This window comes from Pseudomonadota bacterium, from assembly GCA_022572885.1.
GTDB lineage: Bacteria > Pseudomonadota > Gammaproteobacteria > Steroidobacterales > MnTg04 > MnTg04.
In genome coordinates this window covers 1-26,169 of sequence record JACZVC010000003.1, presented here as the reverse complement: position 1 = coordinate 26,169, position 26,169 = coordinate 1, and the positions used below count along the sequence as shown (strand labels likewise).

The window sequence follows — 26,169 nt, the reverse complement described above, 5'->3', positions numbered from 1 at the left end:
CGGCGTTTGAAAAGCGCTGCCGCGTGTTTATAGTGGTGCCTCTTTATTCCATGGCAGGGGCCGGGCAGGCTTGGCGAAGCATATGCAATATCGGGATCTCAGGGAATTCATCAGCAAACTGGAAGCCATGGGCGAGCTGGTCCGCATCAGCGAGCCGGTAGACCCGAACCTGGAAATGACCGAAATCTGCGACCGGACCTTGCGCCGGGGCGGGCCGGCGTTGTTATTCGAAAACCCGATGGGCCATAGCATACCGGTGCTGGGTAATTTGTTCGGTACGACCAGACGGGTTGCGCTCGGCATGGGTCAGGACGATGTGGCTTCATTGCGCGATGTTGGCAAGCTGCTCGGTGATCTGAAGGAACCGGCGCCGCCGGAGGGCATCAAGGACGCGTGGGGGAAACTGCCGATTTATGCCAAGGTTTTGCAGATGACGCCCAGCCGTGAACGCCGGCCGGCTTGTCAGCAGAAGATTATCGAAGCTGACGCGGTGGACCTGAATAGCCTCCCGATCCAGACCTGCTGGCCGGAGGATGCGGGTCCGCTGGTGACCTGGGGGCTGACGATAACCCGCGGACCCGAAAAACAGCGGCAAAACCTGGGTATATACCGGCAACAGCTGATCGGTCGCAACCGCCTGATCATGCGCTGGTTGGCGCATCGCGGCGGCGCGCTGGATTTGCGGGACTGGCAGCAAAAATACCCGGATCAGCCTTTCCCGGTTGCGGTTGCGCTCGGCGCGGACCCCGCAACCATGCTGGCTGCGGTGACCCCGATTCCGGACAGCCTGTCCGAATACGCATTTGCCGGTTTGCTCAGGGGAAAACGCAGCAAGGTTGCAAGCTGCCTGCACGCCGATCTCGATGTTCCGGCCAGCGCCGAGATCGTATTGGAAGGCTATATCTACCCGGACGACTTCGCGCAGGAAGGGCCGTTCGGCGATCACACCGGTTATTACAACGAGGTCGAGGAGTTTCCGGTTTTCACGGTCGAACGCATGACGATGCGCGAGAACCCCATTTATCACAGCACTTACACCGGCCGGCCGCCGGATGAGCCGGCAATACTCGGTGTCGCCCTCAACGAGGTGTTTGTACCGCTGATACAAAAACAGTTTCCGGAAATTCAGGATTTCTATCTGCCGCCCGAGGGCTGTTCGTACCGCATGGCCGTGGTCAGTATCCGCAAGCAATACGCCGGCCACGCAAAACGCGTCATGATGGGCATCTGGTCCTGTCTCAAGCAGTTCATGTACACCAAGATTATCGTCGTCACCGACCATGATGTGGATGTGCGCAACTGGGAAGATGTGATCTGGGCGATTACGACCCGGGTGGATCCGGCCAGGGACACGCTGATCATCGAGAACACGCCAATCGACTACCTGGATTTTGCCTCGCCGGTTGCCGGGCTGGGCTCCAAGATGGGGATCGATGCGACCGATAAATGGCCGCAGGAAACCCAGCGGACCTGGGGGAGGCCGATCAGCATGAGCGCGGACGTCAAGCAGCGGGTCGATGAGATCTGGGATCGGCTCGGTATCGAGTCAAAGGCGTGATCGTAAACGGTTTGCCAGCGCATGGCCTGCTGAGGCAAACTTGACATAAGACCGCACAAGCAGGCTAGGTCCGACAGCCTGCCAAACAAAAACAAAGGGGACATTCATGAGACACATCATGGTGATGAACACGAAAGGCGGTTGCGGCAAGAGCACCGTGGCAACCAACATCGCGACCTATTACGCCAATCAGGGTCAGATTGTTGCGTTGGCTGACTACGATCCGCAGCAATCCAGCCTCGACTGGCTGGATGGGCGTCCTGATTATCTCGATCCGATTGTCGGCATACCGGCTTTCGACGGCGGGTTGCGGCACGTGCCGAGGAACGCTGATGTCGTGGTTATGGATGCGCCGCCAAAGTCTCACGGCCGCGAGCTGACACTCTTGATCAAAAACGTCGAAACCATCGTTGTGCCGGTGCTGCCGTCATCCATCGATATCAAGGCGACCCGCCGATTCGTCAATGAACTCCGGCAGGTCACCAAGGTCGATCGCAAACAGGTCCGGATTGGCGTGATTGCCAACCGGGTCAATGAAAATACGCTGATATTCGACGAACTCGAGATCTATTTGCGCAAGCTGCGTTTGCCCTATATCGGTAAGTTACGAGAAGCGCAGAACTATGTGCGCGCCTATGCCCGCGGCATGGGGATATTTGAACTGCCGGAATACCTTGCCTGGCCCGACTGGGCTCAATGGGCGTCGATCACCTCCTGGCTTGATAGCAAGCGCAGCCAACCCTGATTGGAGCTGCCGGCATTAACAGGCGAATGTCGGGATGACCAGCAACGTCGTACTCAGGCCGTCCGGCCGGAAGTTCAGTGTGGAGCAGGGCGAAAGCATCCTGATCGCCGCGCTGAGGCAGGGCATTCAGTTGCCGCATTCCTGTCGTGGCGGGAGTTGCCGCTCCTGCCTGGCGAGAATCATCAACGGAGAGTGCAGCTACTTGCATGGGCCGCCGATCGGCTTGTTGCCCGCGGACGGACCGGCCGGTCGGGTGTTGCTTTGCCAGGCCAAAACCAGCGTCGACCTGGAAATCGAGGTCCGCGAACTCGATCCGGGCCCAGGGATCACTACCCATCGCGTGCCGTGCAGGGTTCAGCGCATGAAGCAGTTGGCGCCCGATGTCATGGCCTTGTTTTTGAAACTGCCATCGGTCGAGCCTTTTCTTTTTCGCGCCGGCCAATATGTTGATTTCCTGCTGCGGGACGGGAAACGGAGGAGTTTTTCGATCGCCTCGCCACCGCATGATGCCGATCCTCTGGAAATCCATGTGCGCCAGGTGCCGGATGGGCGTTTCAGCGGCTGGGTTTTCGGTGAGTGCCAGGAAAAGGCCCTGCTGCGCCTGGAAGGCCCGCTGGGTGGGTTTTTTCTGGATGAGAAGGTTGCACGCCCGATCATTTTCGTTGCTGGCGGTACGGGTTTCGCGCCGATCAAGAGCATGTTGCGGCATGTGTTCCGGCTAGGCCTGAAGCGGCCCATGCATCTGTTCTGGGGGGCGCGCCAGGAAATCGACTTGTATGAAGACGGTCTGATTCGCGAGTGGGTGCGGGATTGGCCGACCCTGCGTTATACACCGGTGTTGTCGGTGGCTGCTGACCAGGATAACTGGGCCGGCGCCAAAGGCTGGGTACACGAGGCTGTGCTGGAAGCATACCCTGATTTATCGGGTCGCCAGGTTTACCTGAGCGGCCCTCCGCAGTTGATCGACGCCGCGCGCGTGGATTTCGCCGTGCATGGTCTGCCGGAGGATCAGTTACATTTTGATTCGTTCGAATATGCGCTCGACTAGCGTACCTACGGGCTAAGACGCAGGAAGTTTTTCCAGCGCCGGCAGACTGGCAGGACTGACCAGCCCGAGGCCGTGACGAAAGGCCTCTGCCGCCCCAACCGACTCGCCGAGCCGTTCGAGCAGCTGGCCGTAAAGCTGGTAGGTTGCCGGGTCAGGACGGATGCCGACACTGCTTTCCAGATAACTGCGGGCTTTTCCCCAGAGTTTTTCCTGCATACAAAGGAAGCCAGCGGTTTTCAGCAGCTCAGGGTCCTCACTGCGTTCCAGCAGCCAGCCTTCGACTCTTTTTATTCGGCTTGCCGCCGGCGTTTCCAGTTGTCCGTACAGTTCGATCAGCCGGGCATCCCATCCAGTCTTGATGGCTTTGCGCAGCCGCGCCTCCAGACCGTGACGGCCACCGGCGATCAGGCCGCCGAAGTAGGCGCGCAGGATCGAAATATCCGACCTGAGCCGGCCAGGCATTTCCTGCCAAAGACTGTCGAGCATGGCGGTGTCTTTTTTGCTCGCCGCCTGTTGCATCAGGCCGCTAAAGGCGAGCTGTTCCAGCCCGGCAAGCGCCTCATTTTTCTTGCCCCGCCGGCGCAGCGCCGGCAGGAGTTCTTTGAGGCTGCCCCAGTCGCCGGTCTGCCGGTAAACCAGGGTCTTCAATTCCAGCGCCTGGCCTGGCCCGCCGTGGTCGCCGGGTAATTTCGCCAGGGTTTTCAGCGCTTCGGCATACTGTTTCTCATCGGTCTGGAATCCCGCCTGTGCCAGCAATACCGCGCCGGCGGAATCCGGTAAATGCTCTCTTGCCATCTCCAGCCAGCGGTCGCGCCGCCGGTGCTGTCCCTGGTTTTGCGCGGCGCGCGCCGCAGCCAGGTAGTTGAGCATGGGTGTTTCACTGTTGCGAATGCCGCGGGTCAGCATGCGTTCGCCCCGCGCCCAATTACCCTCGGCCATCGCGATCAGGCCGCGCGTGAAATGTTTGCTCGCGCGACGCTGCCTGACACGGCCTGCCGCCTCGCCCAGTTTTTTCGGTGCCTGGATGACGCGGAAGATCAGGCGTATCAGCAAATACCCAATCACCAGCAATAAAATCATCATCGGCACCGAGAATTCGATCCGGTAGCCTTGAAAACTAATTAGCACGTAGCCGGCATCCTGCAACAGGAACTGGGCAATCAGCGCTCCTGCGGCGAGGGCCAGAAGCAGAAGGATGCTGGTTTTCACAAGGTCTCCCCGGGCCCTTCGGTGGCGCCCAGCATCAGTATCAGCGAGCCCGAGATCTCGGGCAATTGCGGGGATAGATCAGTCATTCTCAGCGAAGTGATTGCCGTGAGGATTTCGGCGACATCGGGATTATCGGCGTCAAAATACCGGCGTATCCATGCAGTTGCCTGGTCCAGGCTTTGCTCGAAATTTTCCTGGTCCCGTTGGATCGCAGACAGGCGAGCCATTTCGAACTGCAATTCCAGGTTCCGGCGAAGAAAGAAGCGCTCTTTCGGCGCCAGTACCGGTGTGATTTCCTCATCGCTACGGCTGATCCTGACCATGCCGCCAAATGCTTGTTTCATTTTGTCGATTGCGCGGTCGATGCTCCAGCCGTCGCTGGTGCCGGTTTTCTCGATGCCGGGCGACTGCGGGCCGACGGAATCCGCTAGCGGCAGCGACTGTACGGAACCAGCAAAGCCGGCCAGTCGATGGCTCATGCCGCCGATGTCGGTTATCGTCACCGCCTGTAGCGACCGGATTTCATCGGCGATTTCCGCACGCACCGGCGTGAACGCCGGGGTGCCAAAATCGGCCAGCCGCCGGTCCGCGATTTGCAAAGCCTTTATCGCGCCGTCGCGGTCAGCGAGCAGGCTGAGCCGCTGGTTGGCAATGCGAAGCAGGAAAACAACCTCCGCCCGCAGCCAGGCGCGTTGCGTCGAAATTTCGCTGCTACCCATCGCCGCCAGCTTTTTTTGCTGGGCCAACAGCAGCGTATGCAGCTGTCGCATCCCATCGTTCAGGACATCGAGTTGTTCTTGCATTTCCTTGTCGGCGGCCTGTTGCTCCTTGACCATATCCGGCAAAATTCGCCGAAGCTCGCCAAACGACTTCTGCAGATTACCCAGATCGGATTGGGTGGCCGTGATCGCCGCACCGGATTGTTCGGCCTGGCTCTTGCTGACATCCAGGAGCCTGTATAAATAATACGACCCGCCTGCGCCGCCCGTGACCAGCGCCACAAGCACAATGATTGTCCACAAAACCGGTCGCCCGCCAGACCGGGATTGTTCCTGCGAGGCTCCGTTTCCGGTCGCCAGGCTTTTTTTCGTGACGGGTTTCGATTGGGTCGTGGAGGGTTTGCTCATCGCGGCACCGGTCATGTTCTTGTAATGACTGTATTGCTTTTTTGACCAGGCGGCCACCGCCCCGGTGAAATATGCGGGTTAGATATCCTTGGCGGCGCCTAGCCATAATGACCTGTGGAGTGGTTTTTTGCGGGTTGATTCTGGCGACCGATTTGACCGGCCTTGACCACATTGCCTGGCTGCATGCTGGCTCATGCAAGCATGATGTCTAGCATGGCCTGGTCTTTTGGCAATCCGGCGAGCAGCGCCGGCGCTGCTATCCCGATTTGTTCGGCCTTGCGGACCACCCGTTCGCTTATGGTTACGATCCGGCTGGCCCTCAGGAGCCGCTGGCCATCCTGGGTCAGCAATCTGACCAGATTGTCCAGGGTCTCGACGCTGTTTGCCGCGACAAAGCGAATGCCGCCCTGGGCCCACAGCGATTCGATTTTTTCGACTTCGCCCGTGCTCGGCTGAGGCAGGACGCGCCGATAGACTTCCAGGTAGTCCACGATCGCGCCCCTTTGCCGCAAGGTATCGCCGAGTAGCTCCCGACCGCCATGCGCGCGCAGGATGAGTACGCGCTGCCCCGCCATATCGCGGAACTCGTCTTCGGCAAGCAGGGCCTCGCTGTTGAAACCGCTCGCCGGCGCGATGCCGGGCCGGCAACCCAGGTGTTTCATGGTTCTCGCTGTGGCTGGCCCAATGGCTGCCAGTCTGATGTCCTGATCGATAATCGTCGCCAGCACGGGTTCGCCGTAATTCGCCGCGTTGCTTGAAATAACGATCGCCAGGTCGGGTCTGGAGAGCGCATGGAATCTCGAGAGCAATACGCTCGCGCTGGCGGCAGGCTCGATTTCTATCGCTGGGAAAAGCACCGGAACGCCACCGGCTTTTTCGACCAGCCTGGCGAGCTCGGCTGACTGGTGTCCAGGCCTGGTGATCAGCACGCCTGCGCCGTTGAGGCTGCTCACAACATCGTTCCCTTGAGTTGCCTGAGGATATCCGCCGCCCCTTTTTCCAGCAGCTCTTCCGCCAGACCGGCACCGATGCGTTCTGCATCCTTGCGAGCGCCCGTCCTGCTGCCTTCGATGATCAGGCTGCCATCGGGCATGCCCACCCGGCCGGTCATAACAAGCTTATCTCCATCGAGAACCGCGTAACCAGCAATCGGCGATTGGCAACTGCCGCCGAGCCGCCGGCTAAAGCCGCGTTCAGCATCGACCCGGGTCTTGGTGTCCGCGTGATTGAGCGCAGCAAGATTCTCGATGAGTTCTTGGTCATCCAGCCGGCACTGAATCCCGATGGCGCCCTGGCCGATGGCCGGCAGCATCTCGCTCGGCTCGATCCTGGCGGTAATCCGGTGTTCCAGGTCAAGCCGTTTCAGGCCGGCGACCGCCAGTATGATTGCCTGAAATTGTCCTTCGTCGATACGCTTTAGCCGGGTTTCGACATTGCCGCGCAGGGGCTGGATATCGAGGTCCGGGCGCAGATGCAGAAGCTGGCACTGGCGTCTCAGGCTTGAAGTGCCAACGGCCGCGCCCTCAGTCAGTTGGCTTATCCGGTCAGCCCGGTCGCTGACCAGGGCGTCCCGCGGGTCTTCACGCTGCATGATGGCGACGATGCCAAGGCCGTCCGGCATTTCGGCGGGAACATCTTTCATCGAATGCACAGCGAGATCCGCTTCGTTCGACAACAACGCCCGCTCCAGCTCCTTGACAAACAGCCCCTTGCCGCCGATTTTCGCCAGCGAGCGGTCGAGGATTTCATCCCCCTGGGTACTCATCGGCAGTAACTCGGCAATCAATGTCGGGCAATGCTGGACGATGGCAGCGGCCACATAGTCCGCTTGCCATATCGCCAGCCGGCTTTTGCGGGTCGCTATGCGTACGGTTCTCATGATCTGGTCTGCATAATATCTACCGCGCGGACTCCTGGCCCGGGTTATCCATGAATAAGCCAGACCCTAGCGGGCCGTTGAAAAAGCCTCAGGCGAGTGCAAGACAAGGCAATTGTGGCGAGCAAGCGCAGTGTACACGCCAGTACATGAGCACTGTGGGCCGATTTTTAACGCCGGATTGTGCCGCATGAGGGTTTTTCAACGGCCTGCTAGGCTTTTCTCAGTTTTTTTACGACAGCGGGCGCGAGCCGGCGGCTGACCGGGAAGCATTCTTCCAGGCCCTTGAGCCTGATCTCGTAATGTCCTTTTGCGTTTTTCGCCAACGCCTCGATATGGGCCACCGATACCAGCATGCTGCGGTGAACTCGCACGAAGGCATCTGTAAATTCGTCCGCCAGTTCCTTGATCGGCTCGTCAATGAGCAATTCGCCATCATGGTGACGGACCGTTACGTATTTCTGGTCGGCATGAAAATAAAGCACATCCCGGACCGCGACCAGGCGCAATTCTCCGCGAACGCGCGCGCTGATGTGCTTGCGCGCCTGCTGGTCGCGCGACGCAAGTTTCGCCAGCTGTGGCCGGGTCAGCCGGCCGGCCCTTTGCAAAGCGTCGGCCAGGCGTTCGCGCCTGACCGGTTTCAGTACATAACCGACTGCGTTGGCATCAAATGCTTCGACTGCGTATTCGTTAAACGCTGTAGTGAAAATGACCGCCGGCGGTTCATCCATCTGCGCCAGGTGGCGGGCGGTTTCGATGCCGTCCATTCCCGGCATCCGAATATCCAGCAATACCAGGTCCGGCTGCGTTGCATACGCCCGCTCAAGCGCTTCGCGGCCGTTCGACGCCTCGGCGACGACCTGCCATGCGTCTTGTTCTTCGATCAGGCGTTTCAGACGTTCCCGTGCCGGGGCCTCATCATCGACAACGAGGATTTTCATTCCTCGTTTTCCACTATTGGCAGAAAGAGCGAGATCCGGTATTTGCCCGGCGTTTGTTCGACATCGACCCTGGCCTTTCCCGGGTACGCCAGTTCGAGGCGTTGTTTGACGTTGGCCAGCGCCAGCTGGTTTCCGGAATAGCTATGTTGGGGGTTATCCTCACTCAGCGGATTGCTGATCCTGATCTCCATTCGATTCTTGTGGCGGAACCCTTCGATCAGTACTTCACCGCCTTCGGGTAACGGCTCTATGCCATGGTAAATCGCATTTTCCAGTAATGGCTGGATCAGCAGACCCGGGACCAGCGCACGCATCGGCAGGTCGTTGACCAGCCAACGGACCCGCAGTCTTTCCCCGAGCCGCAGTTGTTCGATACGCTGATAGATTCTCGAGACTTCGAACTCTTCCTTGAGCGGTATTCGCTGACGCGGGTCGCCCAAGCTGATGCGGAACAGGTCCGACAAATCCTCGATGGCTTCCTCTGCCCGTTCCGGGTCGCTGCGGGTCAGCGATGCGATCGTATTCATGCTGTTAAAGAGAAAATGCGGCCGGATGCGTGCCTGCAGAGCGTGGACACGCGCCCTGGCTTCCATTTCCACATTGCGCTGCCACTGAAAATTCACATAAAAATAACGCAGGATGAGGACGGCAACGATGGCCCCGATACCGAGATTTCGCACCAGCAGCTCACCATGTTCATTGGGAAGCACTTTGCCCACCAGGTCGAGGTCCGCTGCGTAGCGGCCAACGGCCCAGGCCATTTCCGTGATCACCAGCATGATCGCCATGATAATCACGAAAGACACCAAGGTGACGGTAACCAGACTCGCCCGGGCGAGAAACGGCCGGACAAAACACAGGCTCGCGGCACCGGTCAGCGCAGCCCACATCAGAAAGAGTGAAGTATTGGCCAGTTCCAGCCAGAAACCGCCGCTGCCGCCATAACGGGCCAGCGTGTATACCATCGCGACCGTTTGGGCCATCAGGACGACCAGTAACACGTTGTGCTGGGTACACAGATCGGGCAGGTAGCAGTCGTTTGCCGTCTTGTCCCGGGGCTGATCGCCTGGCTCATTCATTGGCTGTCATCCTTTTCCCCCGTCTCCGGCGAACATTTTTTCTTTGATGCGGAACAACGATGAAATGTCCTCATCGCGATAACCATCTTCTATCAAGCGCTGATAATGGTGCAGGGTCATTTCCACGAGCGGCAATTTGGTTCCGCTGCTTGCCGCCATCTCGCGGCATATGGCCAGGTCTTTCCGGTGCAGTTCAACCTTGAATCCCAAAGGATACTCGCCTTTCACAATGTTCGGTCCGCGGTGACTGAGGAACCAGCAGCCAGCGGCCCCCGCCCCCAACAGATCGATCAAGTCCTCCAGCGGCAGGCCCTGTGATTTTGCGAATGCCATGGCTTCGGTTACCGCCTGGTTGATCCCGGCGACCATGATCTGGTTGGTCGCCTTGCTCGCCTGGCCGGCGCCGCTCGGGCCCATATGAACGATCTTGCCGCCCATGGCTTCCAGTACCGGTAAGGCCTGCTGGTAATCGGATACTTCTCCGCCGACCATGATCGCCAGCGTGCCGTTGACCGCACCCTCGGTGCCGCCGCTGACCGGGCAATCCAGGAAACCGGTGGCGTGTTTTTTCAGCAGGGCCGCCGCTTCCCGGGCGGTCGCAGCCGCGACGGTAGAGCAATCGATTACCAAGGCCCCGGTGCGCAGTGAGCCGGCTAGCTGCCGGCAAAGCGCCATTACATCCGCATCGGCCGATACACAAAGCACGATGGCGTCGCATTCCGCGGCCAGGGCTGCCGGCGTCTGCGCATGCAAACAGCCGTGTTCACGCGCAAATGCAGCCGCTTTTTCGGCGCCCCGGTTCCACACACCGTGCAGCAGTCCGTGCCGTTGGAGGATTGTGGCCATCGGCAGCCCCATGGCGCCCAGACCGATAAATCCTGTTTTCATAAGCAGTGGTTTCCGTTATCCGCAGACCTGTGCGTTACCGGTGGCCAAGATAAGTGCTGGATTTCAGCACCTCCTCAAATTGTCCCAGGTACCGCGTTCTTTCCTCGTCCGCCAAATCGCTGTCCTGCAGTTTACCCCGCAACACGGCCAATAGTCCGTCCGCTTCGAAGTGTACGTAACGCAATACTTCTCCCGCGGTATCGGCCGGTTCGGCATGAACCAGCCTGAAGCTGCCATCAGGGTCTGTTTCTACATCCACGGAATCGGTGTCGCCAAAAAGATTGTGCATGTCGCCGAGGATTTCCTGGTACGCGCCGACCAGGAATATGCCCAGCAGGTAGTCCTCGTTTTCAGCCAGGTCGTGTACCGCGAGCGTATTGCCAAGACCGTTTCGGTTGATATAACTGTCTATCCTGCCATCGGAATCGCAGGTCAGGTCGCACAAAACGGCACGCTGGTTCGGTTCCTCGGTCAGTCGCTGCAACGGCATGATCGGAAAAACCTGGTTCAGGGCCCAGATGTCGGGCAGCGACTGGAATACCGAAAGATTCAGAAAAAACCGGCGGGCCAGTCTTCCGCGAAGCTCGGCCAGCAGGCCTGGCTGCAGATCCGGTGACGCTTCCAGGTGGTCGCGCAAGCGCAAGCAGATTCGTCGTTCCAATTGCTCGGCCTGAGAGCGTTGGCCCAGATCGATATGACCGGTACTGAAAGCGTCCACGGCGCCGGCCATGGCTGATTTTGCATCGTCGTATACACGGTTGCAGTTGCTGTCGTTGACCTCGGTGTCTGCCAGTTGAAAAAGCTGCAGCACGGCCGGAGCCAGAGAACCTGGTTGTGCTGCTGACCCGGCCGCCGGCAGGGCCTCCTGGTCGACGACCTGCGTGATCATCATGGCATGGTGCGCTGTTAGCGCGCGGCCGGATTCAGTAAACAGCTCAGGACAGGGTTGTCGCGCCGCCGCACAGCTTTTTGCCACGGTCGCGACCAGGATCTGCGCGTACTCCCGCAGGCTGTAATTCATGGAGAAAATATCCGTTTTCCCCATGCCATCGTAATTGACCCCCAGGCCGCCGCCAAGATCCAGCGTCGCCACCGGAAAGCCCTGCGCGCGTAATTCCGCATAAAAACTGGCCGCTTCCTCAACGCCTTGTGCAATATCTTCGAGGCTCGATATCTGCGACCCGAGGTGCACATGCAGGAGTTGCAGCGAATCCTCCAGGCCGGCCCCGCGCACCCGATCCATCGCCTCGATCATCTGCGTGGCGGAGAAACCGAACTTGGATTTTTCGCCGCCGGAATTTTGCCAGTGCCCTTTGCTGATGCGGGACAGGCGAGCGCGCAGGCCGAGCAGGGGCCGGACGCCCAGTTGCCGGCTCTCGTCGATCAGCAAGTCCAGTTCCGACAGTTTTTCCAGGACCAGGTAACAGCGATATCCCATACGCATCGCGATCAGCCCAAGCCGGATATAGTCGCGGTCCTTGTAACCATTGCAGACGATGATTCCGCCAGCCTGCGAGGCTGCCAGCACCACCATCAATTCCGGCTTGCTACCGCATTCAAAACCGGCGCCTGCACAGGCCGCGATCGTCTCAACCACGCTGCGTTGCTGGTTAACCTTGATCGGATAGATCGGATGGTAGGCGGCGGAATACTCGCAGGCTGAAATTGCATCGCTGAATGCCTGGTCCAGCGATGCTACCCGATGTCTAAGGATATCGTTAAAGCGCACCAGCAACGGCAAGTTCAGATTTCGCTTGCCGGCTGCCCGAATTACGTCCGCAAGGACGATCCCCGGCGCCTGCTCGTCGGCTTCGGGCTGAACGACAAAGTCGCCGTTGCTGCCGACCCTAAAATAGCCTTCGCCCCAGTTTGGCACGCGGTAGCGTTGATTGGCATCCACCGATGGTGTGTCCTTTTGCTGGCTGCCGGCACCGTAGAATAACCCTAAGTCCGGCACTCTCCTATAATCAACGGCTTGTTTTGCGCTGGCTTGGAGTGAGGACATGGCCCTGGACAAAAACTGGTTCGTCGAGATCGCCCCTGAAGCGGGTTTTGCACAGGCTCTGAAAATTCGGAGGAAGCTGCACGAGGAGCAAACGCCGTACCAGAAGCTGGCGGTTTTTGAGACCGAGGACTGGGGAAACCTGATGACGCTCGATGGCCTGGTCATGCTGACCTCCCGGGATAATTTCGTCTATCACGAAATGATGAGCCACCCACCGCTCATGACCCATCCGGATCCCCGGCGCGTGGCGATAGTCGGTGGCGGCGATTGCGGCACGTTGCGAGAGGTCCTGCGGCACCCGGCGATCGAGCAAGCGGTGCAGATAGAAATCGATGAAGCGGTGACCCGTGCCGCGGAAAAATATTTTCCCGAACTGACCGAAGCGAACGACGACCCGCGCGCGGAATTTTTGTTCGGCGATGCGATCGAGTGGATGAAACGACAGGAACCGGGTTCGCTGGATGTCATCATCGTTGACAGCACCGATCCGGTGGGACCGGCTGTGGGACTTTTTCAGCGCGCGTTCTATGCGGACTGTTTGCGCGCGCTGGGAGAGACCGGCGTGCTGGTACAGCAAAGCGAGTCTCCGTTGTTGCACCTGGATATTCTCAGGGCGATGCGCGCCGAGATGAAATCGGCAGGTTTCGAGCAGTTGCGCACCTATCAGTTTTGCCAGCCAACTTATCCTTCCGGCTGGTGGTCGGCGACCTTGGCGGGCATTGGTGTGGATCTGCTGGATTTCCGCGAGCAGGATGCTCGTGAACTGTCTTTCGAGGGACGTTATTACTCAGCGGACATGCACCGGGCCAGCATGGCGATGCCGCCTTTCGTCGAGAAGGCTTTGGCCGAAGATTAAATCGATCAACAAGTACCTTCGGCCGATCGTGCGATCAGAAATTCTAGCCGCACCACTCGTTAATGTTGGCCTTGGCTTTGGCGCGCAGGGCATCCATTTCATCGGCAGAAAGGTATTCACGGCCACCGTCAGCGGTCGGCTTGTACAGCCGTGGCGCATTGTAGTAGGTGTCATAAATTTCCCGTGCCTTTTCGCAATTTGCCTTGGCCGTTTGACGATCTTCCTTTTGCAGCGCGCTTTCCTCGGTATCCGCCTTCCGACGCAGACGCTCGCCTTTTTGCCGTTCACGCTCCAGGGCAATGGTTTCCCTGCGTTGCTCGGCAATGGCAGCCCGGTCGGTGGGTTTGGATTCGATGTCTAACAGCACCGCGTCTTCAACTGCCGGGTAATCGCTGTAGTGAATTACGCCGTCAGCGTCGGTCCACATCCAGATCGCAGCACTGGCGCCGATCGAAACGCTCAATCCAAGCAGAATTATAGCCAGTTTTTTCATCGTTCCTGTCGCCTCCCGGAGCCGGTTACAGCGCTTCCTCGCCTGTTTCACCGGTCCTGATGCGTATCGCCTGCTCCAAATCGGTGACAAATATTTTTCCGTCACCGATTTTTCCTGTCCGTGCGACACTGGTGATGGCCTCAACGACCTGTTCCAGCAAATCCGCCGATACCGCCAGTTCGATCTTCATTTTCGGTAGAAAATCAACGACATACTCGGCGCCACGGTAAAGCTCAGTATGGCCTTTCTGGCGGCCGAAACCCTTGACCTCCGTCACAGTAATACCCTGAACTCCAACCTCCGCCAGCGCTTCGCGCACATCATCGAGCTTAAATGGCTTGATAATGGCTGTTACCATTTTCATTCAGACTGCTCCGCCTCAATACCCGGAGCAGTCTAACACTCACCTCGGCGCTGGAAAATGGCGCCGGGAGCTACTACAAACCGGGGTAAAACCATGGATCCCAAAATCATAGACGACCTCGCGCGGCGAATGTCCGAGGCGGTGCCAGCAAGCCTGCGGCACCTGCAAAGCGATATGGAACAAAATTTTCGCGGCGTACTACGCGGCGGGCTCGAACGCCTGGACCTGGTGACTCGCGAGGAATTCGAGGTGCAACAGGGCGTTCTGGCGCGCACCCGTGAAAAATTGAAAGCGCTGGAGGAAAGGCTGGCGACACTGGAGAAAGCATCCTAAAGAAATTGCAGTGTTAACTGAACAATTCCACCCGTTATTGACCGCTAATTCGATCCGGGGTTTGCCTAGACTCTGACGGGTGGATCTGGCTGTCATTTATTGTCGTGGCCTGGAAGGGCTGAATTCACCACCGGTCAAAGTGGAAGTATTCCTGTCCGGTGGTTTGCCGACGCTCAATATCGTCGGTCTGCCGGAGACGGCAGTCAGGGAGAGCAAGGACCGGGTGCGGTCGGCGTTGAAAAGCGCCGGTTTCGAGGTGCCGGTAAGCAGGATTACGGTCAACCTGGCGCCGGCCGACTTGCCCAAACAAGGTGGCCGCTTCGATCTCCCGATCGCGATAGCCATCCTTGCGGCGACCAAGCAGTTACCGGCCAGCGATCTGCCCAACTATGAGCTGTATGGGGAGTTATCGCTGGATGGTTCGATCAACCCGGTTCGCGGTCTGTTGCCATCCTTGCTGGCGGCCCGCGGTGGCGACCGCGAATTGATTATTCCCACCGGCAACCAGGCGGTGGCCGGACTGGTTAGCGGCTTGGCGGCGCGAACCGCATCGCACCTGCTGGCTGTCTGCGAGCATTTCAGAGGTCAAGCGCTGCCGCGTTGCCCGCCGGCCGAAAACCTGTCGTCTGCGATACCGGTGCCGGATCTGCTCGATGTACGCGGACAATCGCTGGCGCGGCGAGCGCTGGAAATCGCGGCCGCCGGTGGACACAGCCTCCTCAATCTATATGCGTCTAGCATCGTTAAACGATTGTATAGGAACGCAATGATGGGCAAATCACAGCCGAATTGGCTGGTATTGGTCGATGACTCACAACAGGTGGCCTTGGTTGAACTGTTGTGTCATGCACCGCGATCACAGAAGGAGCAGGTGAACAAGATGCTGGTTGCGCCGCCAGAGCCAGAGGACGCGGACGACGCTCAGTCACGCGTCTCGGCCGTGATCACCTACCTCAGGCAAGGAGGACTACATGCGACGCAAGAATGAAACCGCACCCGACAACGGAGCTACGATGATACGGACCAAGTTTCCGCGCGGCTCAGACAAGGCCGAGGCATCGGCAGTTGCAAAGTTCCTTGCCGCGCTGGACGGGCCGCGCCAGCTGATCCGACCCACGCTCGAAACACTCGCCAAGAACTACGGGCTTTCCTATTTGGAGATACTTCTCTGCCTGCTCGTGGAAGCGCAAGACGGTGCCGCTCATGCGCAAGAGCGCCAACTCGTCAAGCTGTTAGGCCCGCCACTGGTGTTTGCGTTCAGGCGCGCGACGGGAGAATCGCCCGAAACCGCGATGCGAGAGCTGCTTCGGGAGCTTGGCATCGTGCCGGCACAGAATGCGCCGAGCTCACCATCCGTTCAATAGGATAGGCGTGCAGGATCGGCCGGAGGTCCGATGATCGCGATCCCGGCGTGATATGGGTGTCGCCCAGGGCCCGACAATCGGTAGTAAAGCAGGAAAATCGACGCGTAATGTAAAATAGGACTGAGTGGATGCAGAAAGGTTGAAAGTGGCACCCCGCCCGTCACTGAGCGGGACGCCGTACCGGAATCAAGTACGGAGCAAGAGACCGATGGCTTATTATACAGGTGAAAGGAAAAGAAGGCTTACCGAAGGTGTCAAGGCCAATGCGAAGCGAGATCGGATTCCACGCGAGAAAAATGGAAGATGGCTGAACCGCAATCCTCTCTGGTTCAACCCGACGATCAGCCTGCCGGAGCCCGTCACAGTAGAGGGAGTGCTGAACCGGCTTCTGCATGGTCAAAGAATCTACCGGCGCGACTTGTGGATACGCGACCTCTCCATCCTGCTTGCCAACCTGATTGCTGCCGAACGATCCGAACGGCCACGGCCGGTCGTGATTTCGCTGAACGACAACGACTGGCATCAACCGGCCGAATACGAGTACCCGACAAGTCGTGTCCTCAGATTGACGAAGTACCTGCATGACGAAGGATTAATCAACATGAAAAAAGGATCGCATTTCGAGCACAAGGGAAGGAAGACACGAATTTGGGCGGCGCCCGCTCTGCTAGCGGATCATCCGGAATTGTGCCGTGAGGTTGTAGTGAGGCCTCCAGCCAAGCTGGTTGAATTGCGAGCCGCGCGAAATCGCGATCTAACTGGGGACGCAAAGCGGCGAGCACAACGTCGGGGCGGACTCAAACTTCTCCTATATGAGGAAACTCCGTTGACGCGAGGGTGGCGCAAGAAGCTAGCCCGTGCCAATGCGATCAACGGGGATGCACGCATCGCCTACTATGACAATGGCGTGTGTTACGAGCTGCATACGGCCATGAAGGCCATCTTCATCGGCGACTTTGACCACTACGGCCGTCTGCACAGTTGTGGCTACCGACACGCGCAAGGGTTATCGAAGACAGACCGTCATACCATCACGATTGACGGGCAACCTGTTGTGGAGTTGGATTACTCGGGGCTCCATCCACGAATGCTATATGCCGCCGAGGGTAAGCAGTACGAAGGTGATCCATACAGCGATGCCATCGACAGGATTCCCGGAGGTTTCGGATGGAGCGAAGAAGCCCGCAGACGCTCCCGGCCGTTGTTCAAGACAGCGCTGCTTGCTCTGCTCGACTCGCCCTCAGTTAACACGGCCCAGAGCAGTGTCAACGAGTGGCTGTACAAACACTATGCCGAGAGCCGATATCTCCGCCGTCTCGGCATCAGCAAGGCCCGAGTGCTTATCGAGGCGTTTGCAAAAGCGCACTCTCCGATCGCACACTACTTTGGCTCCGACATCGGAATGAAGTTGATGAACAAGGATGCCCGTATCGCACTCGATGTCGTTTGGCATTTCACGAAACGGGGTGTCCCGATCATTCCGGTTCATGACAGCTTCATCGTACAGGATAGTCATGCTGAGGAACTCTGGCAGGTCATGGACGAGACGTATCAAAAACACAATGACGGCTTCACCTGCCCGATTAAGGGACCGTGGTCATACAACCCGGCGAATCGTAGCAAACTCCATTAGTTATTTATGGTCTTAGGAGGGTGTCGGCGGAACTGCATCTCGGACTTGTTTAGGCTGTGACGAACTACCTAAAGATAATAAATAACTAATGGGATTTTGACGTACGGAGAGAATCCGGAAATCGACGAGAACCTCATGTTATTGAAAGGAATTGACCAAATGCCATTAGTAATACGGCGGGAGACGGTAAGGGGGTAGGTGGATGGGGCCGGTTAGGTGACTCGGTTCCCGAGCAAAGGATAGAGGATAGATAGGCCATGGAGGGCATGGTAGTCGGTCCCGTTCATGGTCATGATTGGAAGGCCATGGCCCGGTTGCTGTGATTGGCTGGTGGTGAGGGAGGTAGACAGATGGTCACGAGAACGAAGAAGTATCCGATCTGGGTGACTACAGATATGTGGTTCGCTGATCCGCTTCCTGAAGATGAGGTTCGTCGGCTTCCTAAAGGTCATCTGTTGCGTACAAGAGACAAAACTGCAGCCGTATCATCGGACGTTCACGCAACCATTGAAGTGAAGGTCAAGGAAGGTTCCCCGCTTGTGGCCAATTTTGATGATGTAAACGTAAGTGTGATGTTCATGGAGGACTTGGACGACATGGAGAACCACAACAAACTCATGGATTTCATCTGGGACGAACTGACTAAGGGGCACACAGTCGAGATGAAGGTGATTTGGCCATCCGACGACGGGCTGGAAAAAAGGGTCGAACAAGAGCGAGAGACTAGACGCTGGAACCTGGAACGGGCAGTGGCGGTAAGGTCCGATGACTTGTTCAGGAAGCGAAAGAAGCGAAAGCGCTGAACTTGCCTGCGTTGGCTGAAAAAGTCGTGCAATACCCGGGGCAGGATGGGCGCGATACCCCCAATGATGGGCAGTAGCCACATAAGAGGAATCAAATATGACGAAGAAGCGCGATCCAGAAGTTAGAAAGAAATTCCTGGCAAAGCAGGACCGCCAGCGCGCTCCAGCGGGATATGAGGTTGACCATATCAAACCGCTGAGGAACTGGATGAAGGCTTGGGTAATCTTAACGGTGGTATGGTTCGTTCTTCAAAGCGCTCACCAGCTATCGCAAGTAAGATACATTTATGAGTCGTGGACTTTTTGGGTGGCGTATTTTGTCGGCAGCATGTTGTTGTCGGCGGCGGTTATAGGCTCTTTGTTTATTCTGCAATGGGTGGTTCGTGCGATCTGGAGGTGGGCTAGTGGCAAATAATTACATCACGTGATCGTTTTAGGGCACTTTAACAGTGCCCTTTTTATTGAGCGGGCGAACGGAATCGAACCGTCGTCATTAGCATGGGAAGCTAAGGTAATGCCATTATACGACGCCCGCATTTCAGTAAACACTTACTCCATTCGTATTTTCGGACGTAGATGATTCAAGATATTGGTCTTAGCAGTTTGATACGCATCATTTGTCGGGTCCGGTGTTTCTGCATCAAGCGGCGAGTAGAGAATATTCCGATCAAATTCTACTGCAACGTCTTCCAAATCAGGCCGTAGGCTATCGACATAGTTTTCTGCCTCCGCGAGTACAGAGTCTTCCATAGGAGCGAGCAGATTGATTAGTTCACCTAGACGAACTACATAATCTCCGTCCTCCCAAAGCTCCAAGGCTTCAAGTATCAGTGCAGTCCGTTCCTTCCTGACAGCGAAAACGTGCATGCTCCTCGCCTTGTACCGTGCAAACATCTTTCGGTACTCATAAAGTGGGTCCGGCCCATCTCCTTCCGGTGGCTCGACTTGTACATCACTGTCCGAAAACAATGCGTAGGGTGTCCGAAGTTCATCAAATACGATGTGACTATTGCTGATTGCATGCAGAATTCGGAGCGCTAGATCATGATCTCGTGTTTTAATGAATTGCGATTTCCAGACGCCCAAACCGTAGATCGCAGCAATCAATAGTCCTGCTGTGGCAAGTGCACCGACCCACGCAGCAACAAAGCCCCAGTCAATCGCACACATTACATTTCATCCTCAATCCTGTCGCCAACTAAGTCACCCTGATTACGCACGTCGTAATTCTAGCACTCTAAGTACGCCGCCTAGAGATCGTCGCGAAGCATAAGGGGAAAGATTCTCTCCAGGGCAATTGGAGTTGGTGGCTGCCTAAGAAGTCCGAGTAGGGAGTCCATACTGGTCTCCAATGACAGCTTCCTCAGCATCGTATCTGTAGTCCATCCATGTATGGTCCATCCTTCATGAAGATTGTGTCGGGAGCATCCTAGATGGAAGGGATATTGTGAAAGTATCTTGTTGCCGAATTTGGCCGGCCATTAAAGATTGGACCGTCAAGTCCTTTTTCCTCATCCACCTGCCTATGTGTGCCGGGATCCGGCCGGATCACACCAATCTGCCGCTAGAAAACTCAAACACCTTCTGCGAATGTCGTCTCAGTCAGTGTGTCTCGTCATCATGGACACCGCGTAATACTTGGCTTACAACATGCCCCAGCATGGCACATGGAGTGCGAAAACTCATAGAAACGCGCTTATCCCTTGCCCAAGCCGCCGGAAGGGTCATAGGATTCCGTCATGATGCAGCGCAGAAGCAAGACGGGGAACGGCCAGAATGGAGCCAGGGATGAGACTTGTTCGTTTGCCGCTCCAGACAACATAGTCTCGGATTCGTCCCGTGGCTCCAACGATGTTGACCGGTCAACGTCTGCCTTGTGTCGGCGTATCTTGCCACATCATGTTGATGGACGGTCGGCACCGGCGAAGCGCTTGATGGGCTTGATACGTGACTTGTCCAAGCAAGTGGATGACCCTGAGAACCCGATCACGAGAACCCGACTAGTTGGTGCGGCGCTCCTCATCATGGAGCAGGAATCGCTAGCCCATGCGCTGGCTGCCGGTAAAGTGGTAGACGCCGATACTGTCGTGCGAATTGCCAACGCGACCGAACGAGCATTGAGCCGGTTGTTGCAATGAGCGATCTAATGAAGTGGCCCGGAGCCAGGGACAAGGGCAAGTCCAACAAGCCCGGCAAGTCGGCGTGGTTGCCATTCGTTTGCGACAGTCATCTGGAATGGTTGATGGATGCGATAGATCGCATACAGCGTGGGGAAGTGCTGGACGCCGAAGATACGGAACACTACAACATCATCAAAGAACAAGCCGAAAGGTTCATGGCGCAGGCAGAGGCCGAACGCTGGCCAGAGGATGATCGCCGCCTCCGTATGGCATGGTAGATACAGATACATCGGGGAGAGACAATCATGCGGCGCAGTGAAGAGTTTGACGTGCTGGACCAACTGCGGCAGACCGGGGCGCTACCCCGCCCACTCGAGGAGCGGTATCAGAAACTCCGGAGGCAGCAATTCTTCAGCGCGGGTCTGAAGTGTGACCGCTACCTCCCGTCATCGCCCTCCCGTTTGAATCCCGACATGTCCATCTCCGACTGGTTGCGGGCGAAGTGGACCTCGACAGATGAGACCGTCCGCCATTCATTGCGGCTGCTGGCGGATGCGCTCGGCATCGACGTGCCATTGATACGGACCCGCCGGATTCCGCCGCAGGATTCGAGCCCTACCCGACGGACCAGGCCTGCCCGACATACTAGCCATGGGGAACCCGCCCCGTTGGATAGCCTGGCAGGGATGGGGATGGACCCCGAGTTTCGCTACCACGATGGGCCACAATGGGATGACGAACTTGCCGAAGGCTGGGAGCCGGTCGAGAGCCTGCGTGATGCGTTCCGATCCGACGATTCGGAATGGTATTAGGCCGGGGCCGGCTCGACAGGCTGCTTTCGCCGTTAGCAGACATTCAAACGCCATTGAACTGACCAAGATGACCGGCAGCAAACGGCCAAAACCGGACCTTGAGAAAACCCCGCCACAAGGGCGGGGCTTTGTTAGTGGTTAAACCGCTAAAGATCGTAAACAGCTTCTCTTACGTATGATACAGAGCCCCTTCCCCCGACGTCCGGTATCGCCGCAAGGATTCGAGGCCGTTTCGACTCGCGCCCGGCTCCGACAGCGCGATAGAATTTCCTATCCTTCACCCGAAGTCAATTTTACTGTAGACATTGCTTTTTCGTAGACGCTTAGATTTTTCTCATAATTCTCCTTAATATTCCTTAAAGAAAATAGGTACAGGATTTCTCCGTCTGAAACTGCGTGTACGTCCATAACCCATCTAGTGCCATTTTGTTTCTCAGTCTCTCCCTTTAATCTAATTCCTTTACATCCTCCAAATGAAATCGGGGTTGCTGTCAAGGGGCTTATAACCTTCCGATCGCGGTCAAACATACTGTCTTTCTTAAGCATTTTTGTTACTGATTTTGTTTCTTTCTTTTCAAAATGACCGCAACTCATTCTTTTATTCTTCGGATGTCTATCAACAAAGAATGATGGCATATCTCCAATATCAATTCTTGCCATGGCTTCAAGTCCAGCAAGGAGCTCCTCCTCGGTCTCGGCACTCATCTTGATCTTGGCTATATTCTCTTTCGTGAAAAAAACCATCCCAGTTGGACTTGACATACCTGTAATAGCCTCCCATTGATCATGCACGAACCACCCCTCTGGTATATCTATAAGGAACTGCTGTTTATGTCCTTCGTACGTTTTAAACTCTTTTTGGGATTGGGCATATAGCGTCGTGAAAGAAAGAAAAAGAATCGAAAAACATAGAGATATAGTCTGTATTAATAAAGATTTTTTCATTTGGTAATCCTCGTCGCTTCCGCCGACAGTGACGTCAAACACAAACCTACTACGGCGAGTGTGCGGCGGATTAAAGAAGCACCGCTCGGTTTTGGCAATGGGTCCAGAAATGCCCTGGTGAAGTCTGAGGTAGCATGGCTCACCTGCTATAACGACCACTGTCAAGTTGCTTCGATTGCTTTGGCAGCCCGGCGATCTTGGGTCCTTCGGGGAGTCGTTCCTTGGCTTCTCGGAGGAAGCGAGGACCCGTGGCTTTCCGTCCCCGTTTTTCAGTGGGTTTGGCTTTGTCGGTGATACGTCCTAAGCATAGTATAAATGGACAGTTTGTCCAGTCGGTAATCATGATCTGGACTTTTTCAAGCGACCGGGAATGGCCGCTTTGGGTTGCGATTTCAACCGGTCGATGCAACACATGCGTTAATCCTCTCTACTGGGGTTTCGATCCCCCCGTGCGCGACCAACTGGTGATCAACAGACGATGAAGGTTCGCCAAATCCTCGCCCAATCGACTTCAGCGCCCCTACTCGATTCCAGCGGTTCCACAACTCCGCTTTCTCTGCCGCCATGAAACCTCGACGAGTCCTTTGATTCATTGGCATACACGCCATCTTCCGCGTTTTCGATAAAGTGTTGCATCGACCGGTTGAAATCGCAGTCACAAGCGGCCGCTGAGCCTCATTCTAGCGCAACGGCAGCTTTTAGGCGTAAAGCGGACAGCGTTTGTCTCGTAAAATTCGCCATTGCCCTACCGACTCGAACCATCATAGGCTTCTCCTGCCAATTGATTACCTGTGGAGGTCTGATGCGCAATCTCTTGCAAGCCGTTCTTGACGAACTGGAAAAGGATAAAATCGTTATCGCCTTTCTCGGCGAGTTTGAGTTCCTGTCCGGAACAGTGAATTTATGGAGCGGCCCGGAAGGGCATCAAATCACACACGACGGGAAGACGTGGACGGCCCTAGGCGAGATAGGTAAGATCGACAAAATCACCGAAGGGCAGGGACTTGTCGATGCCCGCACTACCGTCTCACTACGTATCGACAGTGAGAATATCGGCGTTATCGATGTCGAGGATAGTCGGGGACGCAACGCCACCATAACGCTATTGCTGCTGACTGACGAGGGGGTCGTGATTGGCCCGATAGATTTTAGGAGCACAATGGGTGCCGTCAAAATCGAGGCCCAGGCATCTGCAAGTGATATCGGTGAACGAGAGGCTAGTGAACGAGAGGTTAGTGAACGGTTAGTGCTTGAGCTGCTGAGTGAAACGGCGTCATTGGGCCAGTCGTATTTTGTCCGCAACACTTACGAAACGGGACTACGGATTGACCCGACTGATCATGGTCTTGAGTTTGTCTCTGACCCCGAGATGGCAAACATTGGTCTAGCTAGTCGCGGACCAGGCCGATTTCCGCCCACGCCTACAAACGACCCACTGAAGTGAACGAACGTAGGCATCTATGACCGTCAGTTATTTCGCATGACACCCCCTTGCCCTGCCGACCTGTAGCATCATAGGATTAGATTGTGCGGACGCAACGCCACCACCACTCGCCGATGATCCCATTCCGGCGACAGTGATTCCGGCAGTTCCCGCCAAGAACCGAACGGCCTGGAGACGCTGACGAATTCGCGTACAGGTCGAAGCCCCGGTCCTCCCATGTAAGTAGTTGATACGTCGTTAACCCCGATGGAGGTGGGATTGACATGCGTAAAGATGAATTGGTGCGGCGTCGTCTGCGGCAACTGATCCGCAAGGAATTGGAACGCACTGACTTGCAGGCTCTCGTGCAGGAGGCGCTCGAAGGTATGGATCTACGGGCGCTCGTGCAGGAGACCTTGCATGAACAACCAAACATGAGTGCTACAGGGCCCGTGCAACAGCCACGAGTCTTACATTAAGGAGAGTGAAAATGCTTACTGCCAAACAAAAGGCCGACCTACGCCGGTTGCTCGTGCCTTTGATTGAGAGTTCCCTGAAGGCTGGGCTCGGACCCGCCATCCGGTCGGAGATCGGTCGGATGCGGGACGAGGGCCCCGGCCCCGGATCGTACACACAAACCATTCTGTCGAATCGTCATGATGATCGTGTTCGGGGACGACAACAGGAAATGCCGGAGGCGGCACGAGTCTTCGCCCGGCTCGGCCTTTGTGCCCTAACGGGTGGCGGTGACCAAACCCGAGAACTGGAGATGGCGCGCACGCTCGATATTGAGTCCCACTACAAAGCCGCCCAATCCGCAGGTTCTGCCGAGGGCGGCGGGCTGTTGATTTTGGATGAAATGGCAGCCGACGTCATAGAATTGCTGTCGCCGTTCTCGGTAGTGCGCCAGATCGGCCCCCGCCTCGTCCCGATTCCCCGAGGCACATTACGAACACCGAAGATCACCAGCGGAGTCTCCAGTGCCTATGTGGGCGAAGGCAAGAGTATCCCGTCCAGCCAGATGAAAGTCGGCGCGATCTCGCTCGTTGCGCATAAGTTGGCAACGCTGGTTGTGCTGACGTCAGAACTCGGCAAGTTCGCCGTGGATGTGGACGCCATACTGCTCGACGATATGCTCGCTTCAATCGGCACCGCGGAGGACAAGGCCTTCTTGTTCGGCTCCGGCACCGAAAGCGAACCGCGCGGCATCACCGATTGGGCGATCGATGCCAACGTGTTCAATGCTACACAGGCAGGCGGATCAGCTACGCTGACCGAGGTGCAGGCGGACTTGCGTAAAGCCGAAGAGCTGTTGCTCAGCGCTGACGTACCGATGCGGTCCCCTGTCTGGATCATGTCACCGCGCTCCAGATTGTTCTTGCGTGATCTGCGCGACACCGAAGACCGGGGCGTCTTCGGCACCGAGATGCGCCAGTCCGGGACCATCAATGGCCGCAGGTTTTTTGAAACCAACAACATTCCGAACGATCTGGGCGGCGGTAGCGATGAATCAAAAGTCATCTTGGTCGATGCCTCCGAGGTCGTCATTGGTGATGTTCCGCAAGTCAGCGTCGATCGCACCAACGCGGCGACCGTGAAGATCGACGGCGTCGACACGAATCTGTTCGAGCGCGACATGGCCGCCATCAGACTGCGGCAATGGAACGACCTCATCTTGCGACATGACGTTGCAGCCGCCGTCATCGAAGCGGTCAAATGGGGCGCATAAAGTAACGCTGACGGGCATTCGCACTTCAACGGCCAAGCGGCCGGTCGTACATAGCAAGCGTGGGTGGATGCCCGATGCGTACAAAACAAACCTGCGCTTGCACGGCTGCACTTCGGGGCCCGTCCTCACCCGTCAGAGGGGCGGGCCCCGACTTTCTCCTTTGAATCTCCTTTCTCGTTCCCCTTTATTTTCATCTGAAAGTGTCATATCCTAAGCTTACTCAGCTACATATGGTCTGAGAAACCCACCTAAGCACAAAGCAGAGGAGAAAGATGATGAAAGCAATGAAAGCGATGACGAAGGTACAACTGCACGAAGCCCTACGGGCGGCCGGTGTGATGTTTCGCACGAAGGCACCGAAGGCCGAACTGGAGAAACTATTCGCTGAGCAGGCCAATGGCCAGGCGACCAAAGCCAAGTCAGCCAAGGACAATGGCCACCCGAAAGGCGCAAAGGCGATGCTTCGGGGCAAGTTCGAAAGGGCCGGTGTCGTGACGGTCGGGCAGATCGACAAGATCGCCGAGCAGTTGAGCGTGACACGCTCGACGGTACTCACTGCCCTGTCGGATCTGAAAAACCCCAAGTACGCCGGTCAGGCAGGAGCGCTCAGCATCGAGAGAGACGGTGATGTGTACCGCTTGGTCAACCAATGACCTTAATGATGAAAAGAACGCATCATGTAGGAGCCCGGGTGGACTACTTTGTCGTTCAAGTCGGGGAGGATAATCCCGATTCGAGCAAAGTCGAAATTACTTTCACGGACACAAATGGAGATGTGATTACCACATGGTATCCCCGCCCAGGAGAGGGGCGTCTTA

At 56.8% G+C, this 26,169-nt stretch carries 30 protein-coding genes, 1 tRNA gene and 1 riboswitch; of the genes, 17 read left to right on the top strand and 14 right to left on the bottom strand.

Annotation, left to right across the window (positions count from 1 at the left end; genetic code table 11):
• The first annotated feature begins 82 nt into the window (after positions 1-82).
• The 3 genes from ubiD (at position 83) to IIA05_01690 (ending at position 3,351) form a co-directional block, all read left to right on the top strand.
• The gene (gene ubiD, locus IIA05_01700; protein MCH9025811.1) at positions 83-1,558 is read left to right on the top strand and encodes a 4-hydroxy-3-polyprenylbenzoate decarboxylase; all 1,476 of its coding nucleotides are present in this window, start codon (positions 83-85) and stop codon (positions 1,556-1,558) included.
• Positions 1,559-1,664: 106 nt separating this feature from the next.
• Positions 1,665-2,303: a ParA family protein gene (locus IIA05_01695; GenBank protein MCH9025810.1), complete on the top strand. Its 639-nt coding sequence runs from the start codon at positions 1,665-1,667 to the stop codon at positions 2,301-2,303.
• Positions 2,304-2,337: 34 nt separating this feature from the next.
• Positions 2,338-3,351, top strand: a complete 1,014-nt coding sequence (locus tag IIA05_01690) for a CDP-6-deoxy-delta-3,4-glucoseen reductase (protein ID MCH9025809.1) — start codon at positions 2,338-2,340, stop codon at positions 3,349-3,351.
• A gap of 12 nt (positions 3,352-3,363) precedes the next feature.
• On the opposite strand, the gene IIA05_01685 is transcribed toward IIA05_01690, so the two are convergent.
• The 8 genes from IIA05_01685 to speA form a co-directional block, all read right to left on the bottom strand.
• A complete protein-coding gene (locus IIA05_01685; GenBank protein MCH9025808.1) occupies positions 3,364-4,560 on the bottom strand; it encodes a hypothetical protein in 1,197 nt (398 codons plus the stop codon).
• Positions 4,557-5,744 carry a uroporphyrinogen-III C-methyltransferase gene (locus IIA05_01680; GenBank protein MCH9025807.1) on the bottom strand — a complete coding sequence of 396 codons (1,188 nt, stop codon included), beginning with the start codon at positions 5,742-5,744 and terminating at the stop codon, positions 4,557-4,559. The genes IIA05_01685 and IIA05_01680 overlap by 4 nt, the downstream gene beginning before the upstream one ends.
• A gap of 134 nt (positions 5,745-5,878) precedes the next feature.
• Positions 5,879-6,640, bottom strand: coding sequence for a uroporphyrinogen-III synthase (locus IIA05_01675; protein MCH9025806.1), 762 nt, complete (start codon positions 6,638-6,640; stop codon positions 5,879-5,881).
• Positions 6,637-7,566, bottom strand: coding sequence for a hydroxymethylbilane synthase (gene hemC, locus IIA05_01670; GenBank protein MCH9025805.1), 930 nt, complete (start codon positions 7,564-7,566; stop codon positions 6,637-6,639). Before hemC ends, IIA05_01675 begins: the two co-directional genes overlap by 4 nt.
• A 209-nt stretch (positions 7,567-7,775) precedes the next feature.
• The gene (locus IIA05_01665; GenBank protein ID MCH9025804.1) at positions 7,776-8,504 is read right to left on the bottom strand and encodes a response regulator transcription factor; all 729 of its coding nucleotides are present in this window, start codon (positions 8,502-8,504) and stop codon (positions 7,776-7,778) included.
• Positions 8,501-9,583: a sensor histidine kinase gene (locus IIA05_01660; protein ID MCH9025803.1), complete on the bottom strand. Its 1,083-nt coding sequence runs from the start codon at positions 9,581-9,583 to the stop codon at positions 8,501-8,503. The genes IIA05_01665 and IIA05_01660 overlap by 4 nt, the downstream gene beginning before the upstream one ends.
• A 6-nt stretch (positions 9,584-9,589) precedes the next feature.
• Positions 9,590-10,471 (bottom strand): NAD(P)-dependent oxidoreductase, encoded by an 882-nt coding sequence (locus IIA05_01655; GenBank protein MCH9025802.1) that lies wholly within the window; start codon positions 10,469-10,471, stop codon positions 9,590-9,592.
• A gap of 34 nt (positions 10,472-10,505) precedes the next feature.
• Positions 10,506-12,371, bottom strand: a complete 1,866-nt coding sequence (speA, locus tag IIA05_01650) for a biosynthetic arginine decarboxylase (protein ID MCH9025801.1) — start codon at positions 12,369-12,371, stop codon at positions 10,506-10,508.
• A gap of 103 nt (positions 12,372-12,474) precedes the next feature.
• Between speA and speE the strand changes: the two genes are divergently transcribed.
• Positions 12,475-13,332 carry a polyamine aminopropyltransferase gene (gene speE / locus IIA05_01645; protein MCH9025800.1) on the top strand — a complete coding sequence of 286 codons (858 nt, stop codon included), beginning with the start codon at positions 12,475-12,477 and terminating at the stop codon, positions 13,330-13,332.
• Between the two features lie 43 nt (positions 13,333-13,375).
• Here speE and IIA05_01640 read toward each other — a convergent pair whose 3' ends face one another.
• Together IIA05_01640 and IIA05_01635 are read right to left on the bottom strand one after the other, a co-directional pair.
• Positions 13,376-13,825 (bottom strand): DUF4124 domain-containing protein, encoded by a 450-nt coding sequence (locus tag IIA05_01640; GenBank protein ID MCH9025799.1) that lies wholly within the window; start codon positions 13,823-13,825, stop codon positions 13,376-13,378.
• Between the two features lie 25 nt (positions 13,826-13,850).
• Positions 13,851-14,189 carry a P-II family nitrogen regulator gene (locus IIA05_01635; GenBank protein MCH9025798.1) on the bottom strand — a complete coding sequence of 113 codons (339 nt, stop codon included), beginning with the start codon at positions 14,187-14,189 and terminating at the stop codon, positions 13,851-13,853.
• 93 nt (positions 14,190-14,282) lie between these two features.
• Between IIA05_01635 and IIA05_01630 the strand changes: the two genes are divergently transcribed.
• The 6 genes from IIA05_01630 to IIA05_01605 all read left to right on the top strand — a co-directional run bounded on the left by IIA05_01630 (position 14,283) and on the right by IIA05_01605 (position 18,737).
• The gene (locus IIA05_01630) at positions 14,283-14,522 is read left to right on the top strand and encodes an accessory factor UbiK family protein (protein MCH9025797.1); all 240 of its coding nucleotides are present in this window, start codon (positions 14,283-14,285) and stop codon (positions 14,520-14,522) included.
• Positions 14,523-14,607: 85 nt separating this feature from the next.
• Positions 14,608-15,510: an ATP-binding protein gene (locus IIA05_01625; protein ID MCH9025796.1), complete on the top strand. Its 903-nt coding sequence runs from the start codon at positions 14,608-14,610 to the stop codon at positions 15,508-15,510.
• Positions 15,494-15,886, top strand: coding sequence for a hypothetical protein (locus tag IIA05_01620; protein ID MCH9025795.1), 393 nt, complete (start codon positions 15,494-15,496; stop codon positions 15,884-15,886). Before IIA05_01625 ends, IIA05_01620 begins: the two co-directional genes overlap by 17 nt.
• A 208-nt stretch (positions 15,887-16,094) precedes the next feature.
• The gene (locus IIA05_01615; GenBank protein ID MCH9025794.1) at positions 16,095-17,519 is read left to right on the top strand and encodes a hypothetical protein; all 1,425 of its coding nucleotides are present in this window, start codon (positions 16,095-16,097) and stop codon (positions 17,517-17,519) included.
• Positions 17,520-17,869: 350 nt separating this feature from the next.
• A complete protein-coding gene (locus IIA05_01610; GenBank protein MCH9025793.1) occupies positions 17,870-18,322 on the top strand; it encodes a hypothetical protein in 453 nt (150 codons plus the stop codon).
• A 97-nt stretch (positions 18,323-18,419) separates the two neighbouring features.
• Entirely contained in the window at positions 18,420-18,737 is a 318-nt protein-coding gene (locus IIA05_01605; GenBank protein MCH9025792.1) for a hypothetical protein, read from the top strand.
• Between the two features lie 49 nt (positions 18,738-18,786).
• Here IIA05_01605 and IIA05_01600 read toward each other — a convergent pair.
• Both IIA05_01600 and IIA05_01595 read right to left on the bottom strand, forming a co-directional pair.
• Positions 18,787-18,857: transfer RNA gene (locus IIA05_01600), tRNA-Gly, on the bottom strand.
• 14 nt (positions 18,858-18,871) lie between these two features.
• Positions 18,872-19,492, bottom strand: coding sequence for a hypothetical protein (locus IIA05_01595; GenBank protein MCH9025791.1), 621 nt, complete (start codon positions 19,490-19,492; stop codon positions 18,872-18,874).
• A gap of 764 nt (positions 19,493-20,256) precedes the next feature.
• Between IIA05_01595 and IIA05_01590 the strand changes: the two genes are divergently transcribed.
• From IIA05_01590 to IIA05_01580, 3 genes are read left to right on the top strand one after another with little or no spacing between them, the layout of a single operon-like run.
• A complete protein-coding gene (locus IIA05_01590) occupies positions 20,257-20,460 on the top strand; it encodes a hypothetical protein (GenBank protein MCH9025790.1) in 204 nt (67 codons plus the stop codon).
• An 8-nt stretch (positions 20,461-20,468) separates the two neighbouring features.
• Positions 20,469-20,720 carry a hypothetical protein gene (locus IIA05_01585; protein MCH9025789.1) on the top strand — a complete coding sequence of 84 codons (252 nt, stop codon included), beginning with the start codon at positions 20,469-20,471 and terminating at the stop codon, positions 20,718-20,720.
• Positions 20,721-20,747: 27 nt separating this feature from the next.
• Complete coding sequence (locus IIA05_01580; protein ID MCH9025788.1) at positions 20,748-21,254, top strand: hypothetical protein; 507 nt, start codon at positions 20,748-20,750, stop codon at positions 21,252-21,254.
• Positions 21,255-21,524: 270 nt separating this feature from the next.
• Here the strand turns inward: IIA05_01580 and IIA05_01575 are convergent, their stop codons facing one another.
• Positions 21,525-22,199 (bottom strand): hypothetical protein, encoded by a 675-nt coding sequence (locus tag IIA05_01575; GenBank protein ID MCH9025787.1) that lies wholly within the window; start codon positions 22,197-22,199, stop codon positions 21,525-21,527.
• A gap of 179 nt (positions 22,200-22,378) precedes the next feature.
• Positions 22,379-22,492: riboswitch (cyclic di-GMP riboswitch) on the bottom strand.
• A gap of 175 nt (positions 22,493-22,667) precedes the next feature.
• Positions 22,668-22,835, bottom strand: coding sequence for a hypothetical protein (locus IIA05_01570; GenBank protein ID MCH9025786.1), 168 nt, complete (start codon positions 22,833-22,835; stop codon positions 22,668-22,670).
• Positions 22,836-23,001: 166 nt separating this feature from the next.
• On the opposite strand from IIA05_01570, the gene IIA05_01565 reads away from it, so the two are divergent.
• The 4 genes from IIA05_01565 (at position 23,002) to IIA05_01550 (ending at position 26,004) form a co-directional block, all read left to right on the top strand.
• Positions 23,002-23,643 carry a hypothetical protein gene (locus IIA05_01565; protein ID MCH9025785.1) on the top strand — a complete coding sequence of 214 codons (642 nt, stop codon included), beginning with the start codon at positions 23,002-23,004 and terminating at the stop codon, positions 23,641-23,643.
• 263 nt (positions 23,644-23,906) lie between these two features.
• Positions 23,907-24,101: a hypothetical protein gene (locus IIA05_01560; GenBank protein MCH9025784.1), complete on the top strand. Its 195-nt coding sequence runs from the start codon at positions 23,907-23,909 to the stop codon at positions 24,099-24,101.
• Between the two features lie 11 nt (positions 24,102-24,112).
• A complete protein-coding gene (locus tag IIA05_01555) occupies positions 24,113-25,351 on the top strand; it encodes a phage major capsid protein (GenBank protein ID MCH9025783.1) in 1,239 nt (412 codons plus the stop codon).
• 275 nt (positions 25,352-25,626) lie between these two features.
• Positions 25,627-26,004 carry a hypothetical protein gene (locus IIA05_01550; protein MCH9025782.1) on the top strand — a complete coding sequence of 126 codons (378 nt, stop codon included), beginning with the start codon at positions 25,627-25,629 and terminating at the stop codon, positions 26,002-26,004.
• Positions 26,005-26,169 lie beyond the last annotated feature (165 nt).

Excerpts from the sequence above, each read along its gene's own strand:
- IIA05_01570 (MCH9025786.1), bottom strand. The coding sequence starts at position 22,835 with ATGCAACACTTTATCGAAAACGCGGAAGATGGCGTGTATGCCAATGAA.
- IIA05_01585 (MCH9025789.1), top strand. The coding sequence starts at position 20,469 with ATGAAGTGGCCCGGAGCCAGGGACAAGGGCAAGTCCAACAAGCCCGGC.
- IIA05_01690 (MCH9025809.1), top strand. The coding sequence starts at position 2,338 with ATGACCAGCAACGTCGTACTCAGGCCGTCCGGCCGGAAGTTCAGTGTG.
- IIA05_01560 (MCH9025784.1), top strand. The coding sequence starts at position 23,907 with ATGCGTAAAGATGAATTGGTGCGGCGTCGTCTGCGGCAACTGATCCGC.
- IIA05_01575 (MCH9025787.1), bottom strand. The coding sequence starts at position 22,199 with ATGAAAAAATCTTTATTAATACAGACTATATCTCTATGTTTTTCGATT.
- IIA05_01620 (MCH9025795.1), top strand. The coding sequence starts at position 15,494 with ATGCGACGCAAGAATGAAACCGCACCCGACAACGGAGCTACGATGATA.
- IIA05_01610 (MCH9025793.1), top strand. The coding sequence starts at position 17,870 with ATGGTCACGAGAACGAAGAAGTATCCGATCTGGGTGACTACAGATATG.
- hemC (MCH9025805.1), bottom strand. The coding sequence starts at position 7,566 with ATGAGAACCGTACGCATAGCGACCCGCAAAAGCCGGCTGGCGATATGG.
- IIA05_01555 (MCH9025783.1), top strand. The coding sequence starts at position 24,113 with ATGCTTACTGCCAAACAAAAGGCCGACCTACGCCGGTTGCTCGTGCCT.
- IIA05_01615 (MCH9025794.1), top strand. The coding sequence starts at position 16,095 with ATGGCTTATTATACAGGTGAAAGGAAAAGAAGGCTTACCGAAGGTGTC.
- IIA05_01605 (MCH9025792.1), top strand. The coding sequence starts at position 18,420 with ATGACGAAGAAGCGCGATCCAGAAGTTAGAAAGAAATTCCTGGCAAAG.
- IIA05_01595 (MCH9025791.1), bottom strand. The coding sequence starts at position 19,492 with ATGTGTGCGATTGACTGGGGCTTTGTTGCTGCGTGGGTCGGTGCACTT.
- IIA05_01565 (MCH9025785.1), top strand. The coding sequence starts at position 23,002 with ATGCGCAATCTCTTGCAAGCCGTTCTTGACGAACTGGAAAAGGATAAA.
- IIA05_01580 (MCH9025788.1), top strand. The coding sequence starts at position 20,748 with ATGCGGCGCAGTGAAGAGTTTGACGTGCTGGACCAACTGCGGCAGACC.
- ubiD (MCH9025811.1), top strand. The coding sequence starts at position 83 with ATGCAATATCGGGATCTCAGGGAATTCATCAGCAAACTGGAAGCCATG.
- speE (MCH9025800.1), top strand. The coding sequence starts at position 12,475 with ATGGCCCTGGACAAAAACTGGTTCGTCGAGATCGCCCCTGAAGCGGGT.
- IIA05_01655 (MCH9025802.1), bottom strand. The coding sequence starts at position 10,471 with ATGAAAACAGGATTTATCGGTCTGGGCGCCATGGGGCTGCCGATGGCC.
- IIA05_01640 (MCH9025799.1), bottom strand. The coding sequence starts at position 13,825 with ATGAAAAAACTGGCTATAATTCTGCTTGGATTGAGCGTTTCGATCGGC.
- IIA05_01635 (MCH9025798.1), bottom strand. The coding sequence starts at position 14,189 with ATGAAAATGGTAACAGCCATTATCAAGCCATTTAAGCTCGATGATGTG.
- IIA05_01590 (MCH9025790.1), top strand. The coding sequence starts at position 20,257 with ATGGGCTTGATACGTGACTTGTCCAAGCAAGTGGATGACCCTGAGAAC.
- IIA05_01665 (MCH9025804.1), bottom strand. The coding sequence starts at position 8,504 with ATGAAAATCCTCGTTGTCGATGATGAGGCCCCGGCACGGGAACGTCTG.
- IIA05_01550 (MCH9025782.1), top strand. The coding sequence starts at position 25,627 with ATGAAAGCAATGAAAGCGATGACGAAGGTACAACTGCACGAAGCCCTA.
- IIA05_01630 (MCH9025797.1), top strand. The coding sequence starts at position 14,283 with ATGGATCCCAAAATCATAGACGACCTCGCGCGGCGAATGTCCGAGGCG.
- IIA05_01660 (MCH9025803.1), bottom strand. The coding sequence starts at position 9,583 with ATGAATGAGCCAGGCGATCAGCCCCGGGACAAGACGGCAAACGACTGC.
- IIA05_01695 (MCH9025810.1), top strand. The coding sequence starts at position 1,665 with ATGAGACACATCATGGTGATGAACACGAAAGGCGGTTGCGGCAAGAGC.